The sequence below is a fragment of the Cognatundibacterium oligocarboniphilum genome (assembly GCF_013377855.1).
Classification (GTDB): domain Bacteria; phylum Pseudomonadota; class Gammaproteobacteria; order Burkholderiales; family Burkholderiaceae_D; genus Undibacterium; species Undibacterium oligocarboniphilum.
This window is the reverse complement of the sequence record NZ_JABXYJ010000006.1, coordinates 201,514-215,596: the sequence shown is the minus strand read 5'-3', so window position 1 is coordinate 215,596 and position 14,083 is coordinate 201,514. Positions and strand designations below refer to the sequence as shown.

The window sequence follows — 14,083 nt, the reverse complement described above, 5'->3', positions numbered from 1 at the left end:
AAGTGCTGATTGGATTACCGGGTATGAATTTTTCTGACAAACGTGTATTAGTGCTTGGACTGGGAGAATCCGGTCTGGCAATGGCGCAGTGGTTATTGCGCGCCGGTGCACGCTTACGTGTTGCAGATACCCGTGCTCATCCGGAGCGGTTGGATAGTCTGTTGCAGCTGCAACCGCAGACAGAATTTATTCCCGGTGAATTCAGCGAAGCTTTGCTAGAAGATATGGATCTGGTTGCCGTCAGTCCTGGATTATCGCCGTTGCGTGAACTGGAAAAAATTATTCCGGCAGCCGGCGCGCGTCAGCTACCGCTCTGGGGCGAGATGGAATTTTTTGCACAGGCGCTGGCTGCCCTGCGCGCAGAAAACGGATACCAGCCGAAAGTGATTGCGATTACCGGCACCAACGGCAAAACGACCGTTACCAGCATGGTTGGTTTGCTGTGCGAACGGGCCGGTCTGACAGTCCGGGTCGCCGGAAATATCAGCCCGGCCGTGATGGATGTCATGCGAACAGTGCTGGAACAAAACACCTTACCCCAGGTCTGGGTGCTGGAATTGTCGAGTTTCCAGTTGCATTCGACAATCAGCTTGCAGGCAGATGTGGCAACTGTACTCAACGTCACTCAGGACCATCTGGACTGGCATGGCAGCATGCCGGCGTATTGTGCGGATAAAGCCCGGATTTTTGGCGAGCAGACTGTACAGGTACTCAACCGTGACGATGCGCTGGTGATGGCGATGGCAAAGCCCACTGCCACAGTGCTCAGTTTTGGTACGGATGCACCGGAACACGCCGGGGATCTGGGTCTGGTCAGCGAACACGACATGAGCTGGCTGGCAACGGCGACGCCGGCAGAGGATGCTCCCGTCGCTTCTGGCCGGCGCAAGAAAAAAGAGGCGGAAGAAATTCCCGTCACAATGACCCGGTTGATGCCATCTGATGCCCTGCAGATCCGTGGCCAGCATAATGCGGCAAATGCATTGGCGGCACTGGCGCTGTGTCGCGGTATCGGCTTGCCGTTTGCTCCTTTGCTGCACGGTCTGCGTGAATATAAAGGCGAAGCGCACCGGGTGGAGCTCATCAGTACCGTTAGCGGCGTTGACTATATCGATGACAGCAAGGGAACGAATGTCGGTGCAACCGTCGCTGCTCTGAAAGGTCTTGGCCAGCAGTTTGCTGCATCGGAAAAACGGATACTGCTGATCGCAGGCGGTGAAGGTAAGGGACAGGATTTCTCACCTCTCGCAGAAGTTGTTCAGCGCTATGCCAGAAAGGTGTTGCTGATTGGCCGGGCGCGCCCGGAAATCCGAGCAGCGTTGACTGCCAGCCAGACAGAGATGCAGGATTGCAATTCGCTCGAGGAAGCCGTGCAACAGGCAGCAGCGATCGCCAAGGAAGGCGATGTGGTTTTGCTGTCCCCGGCCTGTGCCAGCCTTGATATGTTCCGTAATTATGCGCACCGCGCCCAGGTATTCGCCGATGCGGTGCGTGAAATGGCGCTTGACCGTGGGGAGATCTGTTGATGAAACAGTTATTGCTTCCTTTGCAGCGCTGGTCGCCGTTTGCGACACCTGGTCCTGAGACCCGGTTGGTGAATCGTTCCCGGATGATGAATTACGATCAGCCGCTGGTCTGGGTCACGATGATTCTGATGCTGTTTGGCATGGTCATGGTGTATTCCGCCTCGATTTCTTTACCTGATTCACCGAAATACGCGAATTACAAAAACACGCATTTCCTGGTTCGCCAGGCGATGTTTGTTCTGGTATCCGTCATCATGGCTGCGCTGGTATTCCGGATACCGGTTTTAAGCTGGCAAAAACTGGCGCCTTATCTGTTCGTATTCACACTGATTTTACTGGTTGCTGTCCTGATTCCGGGGTTGGGTAAAGGAGTGAACGGTGCAAAGCGCTGGCTGTCATTCAAGATATTCAACCTGCAGCCTTCCGAGTTTATGAAGCTGTTCATGGTGTTGTATGCCGCTGACTATACGGTACGCAAGCAAGATTATATGCATAAACTGACCAAAGGATTTGTACCCATGCTGGCCGCAGTCGGTGTGGTCGGGTTGCTGCTACTGCTGGAACCTGATCTCGGCGCCTTCGGCGTGATTGTCTGTATCGCGATGGGAATTCTGTTTTTAGGCGGAATCAACGGCATCTGGTTCGGTGGTATTGCAGCAACACTGGTCGGTATTTTTACACTGGTGATTGTTTTATCTCCCTGGCGGCGGGAGCGGATTTTCGCCTATCTGAGCCCGTTTGATGATGACCATGCGCTGGGTAAGGCTTACCAGTTGACGCATTCGCTGATCGCATTTGGGCGCGGTGAGTTGTTTGGCGTGGGGCTCGGCGGGAGCGTTGAAAAACTGCATTATCTGCCGGAAGCGCATACCGATTTTCTGCTGGCGGTGATAGGCGAAGAACTGGGATTTGTCGGTGTGATGGTGGTGGTGTTGCTGTTCTACTGGATTATCAAGCGGGCATTTGAAGTCGGCAGGCAGGCGATTGCGCTTGATCAGACGTTTGCCGGGTTGACCGCCAAAGGAATCGGTATCTGGATTGGTGTGCAGGCATTCATCAATATGGGGGTGAATCTTGGTTTGCTGCCGACCAAGGGATTGACTTTGCCATTGATGAGTTACGGCGGTTCGGGTGTCATGATTAATTGTATCGGGCTGGCAATCCTGCTCCGTGTCGATTATGAAAACCGTGTGCTGATGCGGGGAGGCCGCGCATGAAATCTGGGCAGACCAAAAAACTGATGATTATGGCGGCCGGCACGGGGGGGCATATTTTTCCCGGATTAGCCATTGCTGAAGTCATGCGTGAACGGGGCTGGGAAATCAGCTGGCTGGGCACTAGTACCGGCATGGAAGGGCAAATCGTTCCGGGGCACGGCATTCCGATGGATAAACTGGCATTCACCGGTTTGCGCGGCAAGGGTTGGAAGCACAGTGTGAGCGGCGCCTGGAAACTGCTGACCAGTTTTTTGACTTGCTTCCGCTTCATCGGCCAGCGGAATCCGGACGTGGTACTGGGCATGGGCGGCTATGTCACAGTTCCCGGTGGTTTGATGGCGTTTTTGCGAGGCCGGCCGCTGGTGCTGATGAATGCAGATGCTGCCTTGCTGTTATCGAACAAGGCTTTACGCCCGTTTTCCAGCCGCTTGCTATTTGGCTTGCCGGCCAGGGATTTGCCGGCAGATCAGAAGATACAGATTACCGGTAATCCGGTTCGTCAGGAAATCTGTGCGTTACCCGGACCACAGCTTCGTTACGGTCAGCGGCAAGGCGCTTTACGGATACTGGTGGTCGGTGGCAGTCTGGGTGCGCGGGCATTGAATGACTGTCTGCCACAGGCGCTGGCGTTGATTCCGGAACACCTGCGGCCGATAGTGACGCACCAGTCGGGGAAACAGAATATCGCAGCACTGCAAAAAAACTATGCAGCCGCCGGCGTACAAGCAGAAATACTGGATTTTATTAACGATATGCCGCGTCGTTATGCACAGGCTGATCTGGTGATCTGCCGTGCCGGGGCAATCACGGTGTCTGAGCTGACGGCTGCCGGTGTGGCAAGCATCCTGGTGCCTTTCATGGCATCAAGCACATCTCATCAGCAGGAAAACGCGGTCTGGATGGCCGGCCAAAAGGCCGCACTGTTCCTGCCGCAGGCAAAACTGACGCCGACCGCACTGGCGGAACAATTGCTGCTGCTGGACCGGACAGCGTGCCAGAACATGGCGGAACGTGCCTACGCATTGGGGCAGCGCGAAGCGAGTCAGCATATCGCCGGGATTTTGGAATCATTAACATGAAACATAAAGTTAAACACATACATTTTGTTGGTATCGGCGGCTCGGGAATGAGCGGTATTGCTGAGGTCTTGCTGAATCTCGGATACACCGTCTCCGGTTCTGATCTCAGCAGCAATGCTGCCTCACAGCGTTTATCCGGCCTCGGGGCGCAGATCAGCATTGGTCATGATGCACAACATATTGAAGGCGCCGATGCTGTCGTGACGTCAACAGCCGTCAAGGGCGACAATCCGGAAGTCGTCGCGGCACGCGCACGGCATATCCCGATTGTGCCGCGGGCGCTGATGCTGGCAGAGCTGATGCGTTTGAAAAGCGGCATCGCCATTGCCGGCACACATGGCAAAACCACGACTACCAGTCTGGTGGCAAGCGTGCTGGCGCAGGGTGGATTGGACCCGACCTTTGTGATCGGCGGCAGGCTCAACAGCGCGGGAGCCAATGCCAAATTAGGCAGCGGTGATTTCATCGTGGCGGAGGCAGATGAATCCGATGCCTCATTCCTGAATCTGTTACCGGTGATCGAAGTTATTACGAATATCGACGCCGATCACATGGAAACTTACGGACACGATTTTGCCCGTCTGAAGCAGGCGTTCATTGAATTTACCCAGCGTTTGCCGTTTTACGGTGTTGCTGTGCTGTGTCTGGATGATGTCAATGTGCGCGAGATCATGCCATTTGTGTCAAAACCGGTGGTGACCTATGGTTTTCACCCTGACGCGGATGTGCATGCGGTCGATGCGCGGGCTGCAGATGGCAAGATGCATTTCACCGTTGTACAGGATGGCTATGCCGACATGCCGGTCAGCCTGAATCAGCCCGGCATGCACAATGTTCAGAATGCTTGCGCCGCAATTGCGATTGCACGTGAAGTCGGTGTCGCCGATGCCGCCACACAAAAGGCGCTCAGTGAATTCAACGGCGTGGGGCGACGTTTTACCCGTTATGGCGATATTCCTCTGACTGCGGGTGGCCATTTCACTCTGGTGGACGATTACGGACATCATCCGGTGGAGATGGCGGCCACCCTGGCAGCAGCACGCGGCGCTTATCCGGGACGCAGGCTGGTGCTGGCATTTCAGCCGCACCGGTATACCCGGACTCGTGATTTGTTTGAGGATTTTGTCAAAGTTATTTCCACGGCAGATGCTGTCGTACTGGCCGAAGTTTATGCAGCCGGCGAAGCAGCGATTTTGGCGGCAGATGGTCGCGCTCTGACGCGTGCGCTGCGGGTTACAGGAAAGGTTGAGCCGGTGTTTGTCGAAGATATTCAGGACATGCCGGAGAGTTTGCTGCGGGTATTGAAAAATGACGACGTGCTGATCGTCATGGGAGCAGGTTCTATCAGTGCAGTGCCGGCAAAACTGGCGCAGGCAAAATAAAATTTTTACGGTCAGATCATCATGAGTGAATTGAATAGTCAGTCTCTGGGTAAAGTGGGTGTGTTATTTGGCGGACGTTCTGCTGAGCGTGACGTGTCTGTCATGTCAGGCAATGGCGTACTGGCAGCTCTGAAGAGTAAAGGAGTGGATGCGTATGCCTTTGATCCTGCCGAGCGCAGCATTGCAGAACTGGCAGCTGAAAAATTTGACCGTGTTTTTATTGCCTTGCATGGACGTTATGGCGAAGACGGCAGTCTGCAGGGTGTGCTGGAGCAGCTGAATATTCCTTATACCGGCAGCGGTGTCATGGCCTCTGCGATTGCGATGGATAAGATATTCACCAAACGTATCTGGCAGACACATGGTCTGAGCACGCCGAAATACGCAGTGCTGACACCGCAGACACAATTGCGTACTGTGCCGGATGATCTGGGGCTACCGCTGATTATCAAACCGCCGCATGAAGGATCGACGATCGGTATTTCCAAGGTCAGGGGATATTCCGAGATGTCGGAAGCCTATGCGCTGGCAGCACAATTTGATGACGTGGTGCTGGCAGAAGAGTTTATCGAGGGCAGGGAGCTGACTGTTGCTGTACTTGGTCAGGGCGAGCAGGCATATGCGTTGCCGATCATCGAAATCGTGGCACCAGACGGCAATTACGATTATCAGAATAAATACTTTACCGATGACACCCGATATCTGTGTCCTGCATCGTTAGATCCGGTACTGACGCAGCAGATTCAGGAGATGGCGGTAGATGCCTATCGCGCGCTTGATTGCGAAGGCTGGGCGAGACTCGATGTGCTGTTGCGTAAGTCTGATAACCGGCCATTTTTGCTGGAAATTAATACCTCGCCGGGGATGACCGGCCACTCGCTGGTTCCGATGGCGGCGAAGGCAACGGGTATGAGTTATGAAGATCTGTGTATGGAAATTTTGAAAACGGCGCGTTTGAAAATCCGGACTGAAGTGAAATCAATCACGAATTAATCGGGGACTCTGGAAAAAGGATTGCAGCCATGTGGCATGACATCAGATGGATGAACATCACCGCGAATGCCCTGTTCGGCATGGTGTTGCTCGCCCTGATGGCGTCGGGAGTCTGGTGGGTGATCCAGCGGCCGATGTTTACGCTGGCTGCAATACGGGTAGAAGCGATGCATACGGAGCCATTAAGGCACGTCGATGCGCTGACGATCCGTAATGCGGCGATTCCTAAAATCCGGGGGAATTTTTTTACCGCTAATCTTGATGCAGTCCGTGCTGCTTTTGAAAGCGTCCCTTGGGTCAGACGGGCCAGTGTGCAGCGTGAATGGCCGAATAAGCTGACTGTCAGGTTGGAGGAACATGCCGTGTTAGGAACATGGGGGGAGGACGGCCGCCTGATTTCGGTGCGCGGTGATGTGTTTACCGCGAATCTGGCCGAGGCGGAAGAAGATGCCGAACTGATTTCATTGAGCGGTCCGGACGGCAGTGAAAAAGAAGTGCTGGCGCAGTATCAGTTATTTCAGCAATGGTTTTCCAGAATCCACCTGGCGCCGGAGGCGGTCCGGTACTCCAATCGTTACGCATGGAGTGTCAGGCTGAACAACGGTATGCAGGTGGAACTCGGGCGGGTGCAGGACGGTACTACTCTGGAGTCGAGGGTGAATCAGCTGATGACGGTGTATCCGCAACTGATTGCCAGTCTGCAGGATAGTATTCAAAGTGTGGATATGCGTTATCCGAATGGTCTGGCGCTGAAATCCAGCCATGGTGCTATCGGGTTGAAAAAGCAAACAAAGGCAAGTGGGAAGACATGACAAAAGACGCAAAAAATCTGATCGTAGGTCTCGATATCGGCACATCTAAAATTGTGGCGGTCGTTGCTGAAGTCATGCCGGATGGCAGACATGAAGTGATTGGTCTGGGACAGCATGAATCCAAAGGGCTGAAAAAAGGCGTGGTGGTGAATATTGAGGCTACCGTCGAATCCATACAGCGCGCACTCGAAGAAGCGGAGCTGATGGCCGACTGCAAAATCAGCCGGGTATATACCGGTATTGCAGGCAGTCATATCCGCAGCTTCAATTCCAGCGGCATGGTTGCCATCAAAGATAAAGAAGTCACCGCAGCGGACGTTTCGCGCGTGATAGAAACGGCGAAGGCGGTGAATATTCCGACCGATCAGCAATTGCTGCATACATTGCCGCAGGAATTCATCGTTGACAGCCAGGACGATGTGCGCGAGCCCATCGGCATGAGCGGCATTCGGCTGGAAGTCAAAGTGCATATCGTGACCGGTGCTGTGTCTGCGGTGCAGAACATCGTGAAATGCGTGCGTCGTTGCGGGCTGGAGGTGTCCGACCTGATTCTGCAACCGATGGCCTCGGCAGAGGCTGTATTGACACGGGATGAAAAAGAGTTGGGCGTCGTCCTGATTGATATTGGTGGCGGTACTACGGATGTAGCGGTATTTTCCGAAGGATCGATTCGCCATACGGCGGTGATTCCGATTGCAGGTGATCAGATCACGAATGATATTGCGATGGCCTTGCGGACGCCGACATCGGAAGCGGAGGAAATCAAGGTTCGTTTCGGAGTCGCCAAGCAGGTGCTGGCAGATCCTGCCGATACGCTGGAGGTGCCGGGTCTGGGCGATCGTGGTCCGCGCTCTTTGTCGCGTCAGGCGTTAGCGGCAGTGATTGAACCGCGTGTCGAAGAATTGTTTGCGCTGGTTCATCAGGTGGTTCGTGAATCCGGATATGAAGACGTGCTGTCGTCAGGTATTGTGCTGACTGGCGGTTCCGCAGCGATGCCCGGCATGGTAGAAATGGCGGAAGATATTTTTCTGAAGCCGACCAGACTCGGCATGCCCGCATATACAGGGCAACTGGCTGATGTGGTGCGCAGCCCGCGTTATGCAACGGTTCTTGGTTTGTTGTTGGAAGCAAAGAAGCAGTATCTGCGTGGCCATCTGGTGACGCGGCAGGAAGGGTCTGCCAAAGCAGTCTGGCAGCGCATGAAAGAGTGGTTTTTAGGAAATTTTTAATCAGCTTTTTACACCATTACAGGTGTACTCATTTTATAATGGTCTGATCTACAGTTATTAGTCGCTAGTCGTCTCACCGTGTGATGATTAGCGACTGATAACTGCCTACCTGGAGGAGTCATGATGGAGTTCGATATGGTTGATAACGCCACACAAGGCACCGTAATTAAGGTTGTCGGCGTAGGTGGCGCAGGCGGTAATGCAGTTCAGCATATGATCAACAAAGGCGTGTCCGGCGTTGAATTTATTGCTGCTAATACCGATGCACAGGCATTGCTGCAATCCAAAGCGCATAACGTGATTCAGATCGGTGAAACTGGTCTGGGTGCAGGGATGAAACCGGAAGTCGGTCGCAAACTGGCAGAAGATTCCCGTTCCCGGATTGAAGACGCTTTGCGTGGCGCACACATGGTGTTTATCGCTGCCGGTATGGGTGGCGGCACTGGCACTGGTGCTGCTCCTGTGGTGGCACAGGTTGCAAAAGAACTCGGTGCACTGACCGTAGCCGTGGTATCCAAACCTTTCTCATACGAAGGCAAAAAATGCATGGATATTGCCGACGAAGGTTTGGATGCACTGACACAACACGTGGATTCGCTCATCATTATTCTCAATGAGAAGCTGGAAGAAATTTACGAAGACGACAGCATGATCGAATGGCTGCAGCATGCCGACGATGTGCTCAATAATGCGGTTGCCGGTATTGCTGAGATCATCAATGTACCCGGACACATCAATGTCGATTTCAATGACGTCAAAACGATCATGGGCGAACAAGGCAAAGCCATGATGGGTACGGCGACTGCTTCCGGTGTTGACCGTGCGCGTATCGCTGCAGAACAGGCAGTCGCATCGCCGCTGCTGGATGGCATCGATCTGTCCGGCGCCCGCGGCGTGCTGGTGAATGTAACTGCCAGCCGCAGCCTCAAAGGTAAGGAAATTAAAGAAGTGATGTCGGCAGTCCGTGCATTTGCGGCACCGGACGCTTCCATCGCTCAGGGTATTGCTTACGATGAAAACATGGGTGATGAAATCCGTGTCACCGTCGTTGCAACAGGACTGGGTCGTGGCAAGAAAAATATTCAGTTGGTACAGACTCCGATGTTGCGGACGGGTACCAATAATGAACCAGTCATGGCAGCGGCAGCAATGAGCGCCACCACAGTGTCAAACGGCATGGCAACGGCAGCACCGGCATTTGATGGTCTGAGCAAACCTGCTGTCTGGCGTCGTGAATCAGCTTCAGATACCGTTCGTGCACTGGAAAAAAACGGAATGGAGACTTACGACATTCCTGCATTCCTGCGTAAACAGGCTGACTGACAGGTCGCCTAAACAGGCAGATTGATGCTTGTTTAAACCCTCTATCAGTAGCTTCACTTAAAACAGCACAAGTTTTCTTGTGCTGTTTTTTTTGTGCATTCTGCAGATTTTTTTCAACTCAGGCATACTGCGCGCAGACGCAGCTTTCACGGGAAAGCTGACGCGGTGCCGGTAGGCAATTTATTTTGAATTAATTAAAGGAAACATGATGAGCATACAGATTGGCGAACATTTACCTGCCGGCAGCCTGGCAGAATTCATCGAAGTGGAAGGCGAAGGCTGCACTCTCGGCCCGAATACTTTTCAGGTCGCCGATCTGGTCAAGGGTAAGACGATTGCCATTTTTGGATTGCCAGGCGCTTACACGCCGACCTGCTCTGCCAAGCATGTGCCGGGCTATATTCAGCACGCCGCTGCGTTGAAAGCCAAAGGCGTGGATGAAATCTGGTGTATTTCAGTTAACGATGCGTTTGTGATGGGTGCCTGGGGACGCGATCAGAAAGCTACCGGTATCGTGCGTATGATGGCTGACGGTAATGCCGCATACAGCAAGGCGCTCGGACTGGACGCTGATTTCAGTCAGTTCGGTATGGGAACACGGTCTCAGCGTTATTCTTTGTTGGTGGTTGACGGTATCGTCAAACAGGTCAATATTGAGGCTCCTGGTAAATTTGAAGTGTCCAACGCGGAAACATTGCTGGCTCAGTTGGGCTGATCATTTCAGATCTGCAGTCAAAGAAGCGCAGCGCCGGTTGGCCTTGCGCTTTTTTTTTTCTGATGATTTCCGGTGTTGGCGATAAACCGCCGAGCTTGTGTGCATCTGATGTTGTCTTTTTGTCTGCCCCAAGTATTGCGGTGAGCTGACTTACATCGATTATCCGGCGAATCGCTATAATAGCGGGATGTTAAAGCAAACCACTATCCAACAAACAGTCAAAACAATCGGTGTTGGCCTGCATTCAGGCACCAAGGTTGAACTGGTCATGCGCCCCGCTCCGGTTGACACGGGCATCGTATTTACCCGCACCGATCTTGTTCCTCCGCTGGTGTTTCCCGCCAGTGCAACCGGGGTCGGCGATACCCGCATGGCATCCACGCTGTCAAACAATGGCGAACGGGTTTCGACGGTCGAACATCTGTTATCTGCCTGTGCTGGTCTTGGAATCGATAATCTCTATATCGATGTCAGCGCCGAAGAAATTCCGATCATGGATGGTTCTGCTTCGTCTTTTGTCTATCTGTTGCAGCAGGCCGGGATGCAGGAGCAGGACGCTGCCAAGAAATTTATCCGTGTATTAAAGTCAGTGGAAATTCGTGAAGGCAAAGGGGCTGCAGAGAAATGGGCTCGCCTGGAGCCGTATAACGGATTCAAACTGCATTTTTTTATTGAATTCAATCATCCTGCTGTCGATGGCACCGTCCAGACAGCAGAAGTCGATTTTGAAAAAGTGTCGTTTGTTAAGGATGTCGCCAGAGCGCGTACTTTCGGTTTCATGCAGGATGTGGAAATGCTGCGTGGCATTGGTCTTGCCCGTGGCGGCTCCATGGAAAATGCCATCGTGATGGATGAATACCGGATATTGAATTCAGATGGCCTGCGTTTTGATGATGAGTTTGTGCGTCATAAAATACTCGATGCCATTGGCGATCTGTACCTGATCGGACATCCCTTGCTGGCCAGTTATACGGCACATAAATCCGGGCATGGATTGAATAATCAGCTGTTGCGGGTATTATTATCCCAGCCGGATGCTTATGAGATCGTTACGTTTGACGATGTACTGCAGGCACCGGTCAGTTACGCAGGGCAGGCTGACAGGGAATGGGTATTTGCCTGAGATGATGGCGTGTCGGCTACGGATTATTCTGTTAGCTGAGCTCTGCCTGTACTGCCTTATTCGATTTTGCAATAGCAATACAAAAACTGCTGGATCGTACCAAACGGTGTTTCATGCAGTTCGATGGTGCTGTCCACCCGTCTGAAGCGGGTTCCGAATTGCTCATGCAGCGAATCTGCATCGTAGCGTACCACCTCCAGCCCGCTGCATTGTTCCGGTCCTTGCGGGCCAAATGTCGCCACAATGATATGGCCACCGGGTTTCATTGCCTGACCGACTTGCCGGACATACGCGTGTCTTTGTTCAGGACTGGTCAGAAAATGGAATACTGCACGGTCATGCCAGACATCAAAATATCGCACAGGAAGCGCTACCTGCGTGATGTCGCCTGTAATCCACTGCACATGGCTGGCTTTGGCACCTAGCCTTTGACGGGTACCATCAATAGCGGCCTGTGAAATATCCAGCACGCTGAGGTGTTCATAACCGCGTTCCAGTAAATCATCGACCAGCGTAGACTCACCTCCGCCGACGTCAATGATGCGATCTGACTTATCCGCGATACGTTCAATGAAAGACAGTGACTGATACAGATGCGGGGCATACCAGCTGACGGCATCCGGTGCCTTGGTCTGGTAAACCTGTTCCCAATGTTGACGTTTACTCATCGATAATCCTGTATATCAATGTGCCGGGGCGAAAGACTGAGGAAATTTAGCTGGCAGCGGAAAGCGCAATAAGAAATGCCTCCGGTCAGGAAGCATTGTAGATCAGAATTGGAACACCTGATGAGTCCGTCGATTACTGATTGACCGCCAGTTTTGCGGCAGGCTTCGCAGTGAGATCAAATCGTTGGCGGATAGAGGCTTCAATGCCGGGGGCGTCGAGCCCGCATTGTTTCAACAATAGACCGGGATCACCGTGGTCAATAAATTTATCCGGCAGGCCGAGCAGCAGCAATGGTTTGCTGATGGATGTCGCGGCCATTGCTTCCGCAACGGCGGAGCCGGCGCCTCCCATCACACAACCTTCTTCGACGGTCACCAGCATGTCGTGGCTGGCTGCCAGCTGCTCTACCATCTCCTGATCAAGTGGTTTGATGAAGCGCATATTCACGACGGTCGCATTCAGGGTTTCCGCTGCTTTCAATGCAGGTTGCAGCATAGAGCCGAAAGCCATGATGGCAATGTTGCTGCCCTGACGCCGGAGTTCGGCTTTACCGAGCGGAATGCTGCTCAATGCGGTGTCTGGCGTAACACCGATACCAGCGCCGCGCGGATAACGTACCGCTGCCGGGCCAGGATGGTGATAGCCGGTAGTCAGCATCTGGCGACATTCATTTTCATCCGAGGCAGCCATGACGACCATATTCGGGATGCAGCGCAGATAGGCCAGGTCGTAATTGCCGGCATGGGTAGCGCCATCGGCACCGACGAGGCCGGCACGATCCAGCGCAAAGGTCACGTCCAGATTTTGCAGAGCGACATCATGAATCAGTTGATCGTAAGCACGCTGCAGGAAAGTGGAGTAAATCGCCACCACGGGTTTCAACCCTTCGCAGGCGAGACCGGCCGCAAAGGTGACGGAATGCTGTTCCGCAATGCCCACGTCGTAATAGCGTTGGGGAAATTGCTTTTCAAACTCGACCATGCCGGAGCCTTCGCGCATGGCAGGTGTAATGCCGATCAGTTTCTGGTCGGCGGCTGCCATATCGCACAGCCATTGTCCGAAAACCTGGGTGTAAGTCTGCTTCGTGGATGCGCTGGGCTTGATGCCTTCAGCGGGATTGAATTTTCCTGGGCCGTGATATAGCACAGGGTCGGCTTCCGCCAGTTTATATCCCTGTCCCTTTTTGGTGACCACATGCAGGAACTGCGGCCCTTTGAGCTGCCTGATATTTTGCAGTGTCGGGATTAGGGAGTCGAGATCGTGGCCATCAATCGGGCCGATGTAATTGAAGCCGAATTCTTCAAACATGGTCGCTGGCACCAGCATACCTTTGGCGTGCTCCTCAAAGCGCTTGGCGAGTTCGAGTACAGGTGAAGGCAAGACGGATTTACCGACATTGCGGGCCGCCGCGTAAAACTTGCCGGACATCAGTCGTGCCAGATAGCGGTTCAGTGCGCCGACTGGCGGAGAAATCGACATGTCATTGTCGTTCAGTACCACCAGCAGGTTGATATCGTCGTAAACCCCTGCATTGTTCAGTGCTTCAAATGCCATACCCGCCGTCATTGAGCCGTCGCCGATGATAGCGACCGCGTGCCGGTTATTGCCTTGCGTGCGTGCCGCCAGCGCCATGCCGAGCGCCGCCGAAATCGAGGTCGATGAATGCGCGGTGCCGAAAGTATCGTATTCGCTTTCATTCCGGCGCGGAAATCCGGAAATACCTTCCCATTGGCGCAGCGTATGCATCTGGTCACGCCGGCCAGTCAGGATTTTGTGCGGATAGGTCTGATGGCCGACATCCCAGACCAGACGATCTTCCGGGGTATTAAACACGTAATGTAAAGCCAGCGTCAGCTCTACTGTGCCGAGATTGGACGACAGATGTCCGCCTGTTTTGGAGACGGAATCCAGCACGTACTGGCGCAACTCATCGGCCAATGGCTTGAGCTGATGACGTGACATGAGCCGTAAATCGGCCGGGGAATTGATTTTTTGAAGTAAATTCGTCATAGGAA

The 14,083-nt window shown here is 53.4% G+C and carries 12 protein-coding genes; 10 read left to right on the top strand and 2 right to left on the bottom strand.

What is annotated here, in order from left to right; translation table 11 throughout:
- Nucleotides 1-23 precede the first annotated feature (23 nt).
- The 10 genes from murD (at nt 24) to lpxC (ending at nt 11,399) form a co-directional block, all read left to right on the top strand.
- Nucleotides 24-1,526, top strand: coding sequence for a UDP-N-acetylmuramoyl-L-alanine--D-glutamate ligase (gene murD / locus HV832_RS12245; RefSeq protein WP_176804125.1), 1,503 nt, complete (start codon nt 24-26; stop codon nt 1,524-1,526).
- Between the two features lie 83 nt (nt 1,527-1,609).
- A complete protein-coding gene (gene ftsW / locus HV832_RS12240) occupies nt 1,610-2,743 on the top strand; it encodes a putative lipid II flippase FtsW (RefSeq protein WP_399310911.1) in 1,134 nt (377 codons plus the stop codon).
- Nucleotides 2,740-3,822, top strand: a complete 1,083-nt coding sequence (gene murG, locus HV832_RS12235) for an undecaprenyldiphospho-muramoylpentapeptide beta-N-acetylglucosaminyltransferase (protein WP_223827273.1) — start codon at nt 2,740-2,742, stop codon at nt 3,820-3,822. Before ftsW ends, murG begins: the two co-directional genes overlap by 4 nt.
- Nucleotides 3,819-5,204: a UDP-N-acetylmuramate--L-alanine ligase gene (gene murC / locus HV832_RS12230; protein WP_176804123.1), complete on the top strand. Its 1,386-nt coding sequence runs from the start codon at nt 3,819-3,821 to the stop codon at nt 5,202-5,204. The genes murG and murC overlap by 4 nt, the downstream gene beginning before the upstream one ends.
- Nucleotides 5,205-5,225: 21 nt before the next feature.
- Nucleotides 5,226-6,197, top strand: a complete 972-nt coding sequence (locus HV832_RS12225) for a D-alanine--D-alanine ligase (protein ID WP_176804122.1) — start codon at nt 5,226-5,228, stop codon at nt 6,195-6,197.
- Nucleotides 6,198-6,226: 29 nt separating this feature from the next.
- Nucleotides 6,227-7,009 (top strand): cell division protein FtsQ/DivIB, encoded by a 783-nt coding sequence (locus HV832_RS12220; protein ID WP_176804121.1) that lies wholly within the window; start codon nt 6,227-6,229, stop codon nt 7,007-7,009.
- A complete protein-coding gene (gene ftsA / locus HV832_RS12215) occupies nt 7,006-8,238 on the top strand; it encodes a cell division protein FtsA (RefSeq protein ID WP_176804120.1) in 1,233 nt (410 codons plus the stop codon). The genes HV832_RS12220 and ftsA overlap by 4 nt, the downstream gene beginning before the upstream one ends.
- Nucleotides 8,239-8,361: 123 nt before the next feature.
- On the top strand, nt 8,362-9,561 hold the full coding sequence (ftsZ, locus tag HV832_RS12210; RefSeq protein WP_176804304.1) for a cell division protein FtsZ: 1,200 nt from the start codon (nt 8,362-8,364) through the stop codon (nt 9,559-9,561).
- Nucleotides 9,562-9,769: 208 nt separating this feature from the next.
- Entirely contained in the window at nt 9,770-10,276 is a 507-nt protein-coding gene (locus HV832_RS12205; protein ID WP_176804303.1) for a peroxiredoxin, read from the top strand.
- A 187-nt stretch (nt 10,277-10,463) separates the two neighbouring features.
- Nucleotides 10,464-11,399 (top strand): UDP-3-O-acyl-N-acetylglucosamine deacetylase, encoded by a 936-nt coding sequence (gene lpxC, locus HV832_RS12200; RefSeq protein WP_176804119.1) that lies wholly within the window; start codon nt 10,464-10,466, stop codon nt 11,397-11,399.
- A gap of 56 nt (nt 11,400-11,455) precedes the next feature.
- Here lpxC and HV832_RS12195 read toward each other — a convergent pair whose 3' ends face one another.
- Together HV832_RS12195 and dxs are read right to left on the bottom strand one after the other, a co-directional pair.
- Complete coding sequence (locus HV832_RS12195) at nt 11,456-12,067, bottom strand: class I SAM-dependent methyltransferase (protein ID WP_176804118.1); 612 nt, start codon at nt 12,065-12,067, stop codon at nt 11,456-11,458.
- 133 nt (nt 12,068-12,200) lie between these two features.
- Complete coding sequence (gene dxs / locus HV832_RS12190) at nt 12,201-14,078, bottom strand: 1-deoxy-D-xylulose-5-phosphate synthase (protein ID WP_176804117.1); 1,878 nt, start codon at nt 14,076-14,078, stop codon at nt 12,201-12,203.
- Nucleotides 14,079-14,083: the final 5 nt, after the last annotated feature.

What these genes read in the sequence shown, in the direction of transcription:
- murD (WP_176804125.1), top strand. Translation starts at nt 24, where the DNA reads ATGAATTTTTCTGACAAACGTGTATTAGTGCTTGGACTGGGAGAATCC.
- ftsW (WP_399310911.1), top strand. Translation starts at nt 1,610, where the DNA reads ATGATGAATTACGATCAGCCGCTGGTCTGGGTCACGATGATTCTGATG.
- murG (WP_223827273.1), top strand. Translation starts at nt 2,740, where the DNA reads ATGAAATCTGGGCAGACCAAAAAACTGATGATTATGGCGGCCGGCACG.
- murC (WP_176804123.1), top strand. Translation starts at nt 3,819, where the DNA reads ATGAAACATAAAGTTAAACACATACATTTTGTTGGTATCGGCGGCTCG.
- HV832_RS12225 (WP_176804122.1), top strand. Translation starts at nt 5,226, where the DNA reads ATGAGTGAATTGAATAGTCAGTCTCTGGGTAAAGTGGGTGTGTTATTT.
- HV832_RS12220 (WP_176804121.1), top strand. Translation starts at nt 6,227, where the DNA reads ATGTGGCATGACATCAGATGGATGAACATCACCGCGAATGCCCTGTTC.
- ftsA (WP_176804120.1), top strand. Translation starts at nt 7,006, where the DNA reads ATGACAAAAGACGCAAAAAATCTGATCGTAGGTCTCGATATCGGCACA.
- ftsZ (WP_176804304.1), top strand. Translation starts at nt 8,362, where the DNA reads ATGGAGTTCGATATGGTTGATAACGCCACACAAGGCACCGTAATTAAG.
- HV832_RS12205 (WP_176804303.1), top strand. Translation starts at nt 9,770, where the DNA reads ATGAGCATACAGATTGGCGAACATTTACCTGCCGGCAGCCTGGCAGAA.
- lpxC (WP_176804119.1), top strand. Translation starts at nt 10,464, where the DNA reads ATGTTAAAGCAAACCACTATCCAACAAACAGTCAAAACAATCGGTGTT.
- HV832_RS12195 (WP_176804118.1), bottom strand. Translation starts at nt 12,067, where the DNA reads ATGAGTAAACGTCAACATTGGGAACAGGTTTACCAGACCAAGGCACCG.
- dxs (WP_176804117.1), bottom strand. Translation starts at nt 14,078, where the DNA reads ATGACGAATTTACTTCAAAAAATCAATTCCCCGGCCGATTTACGGCTC.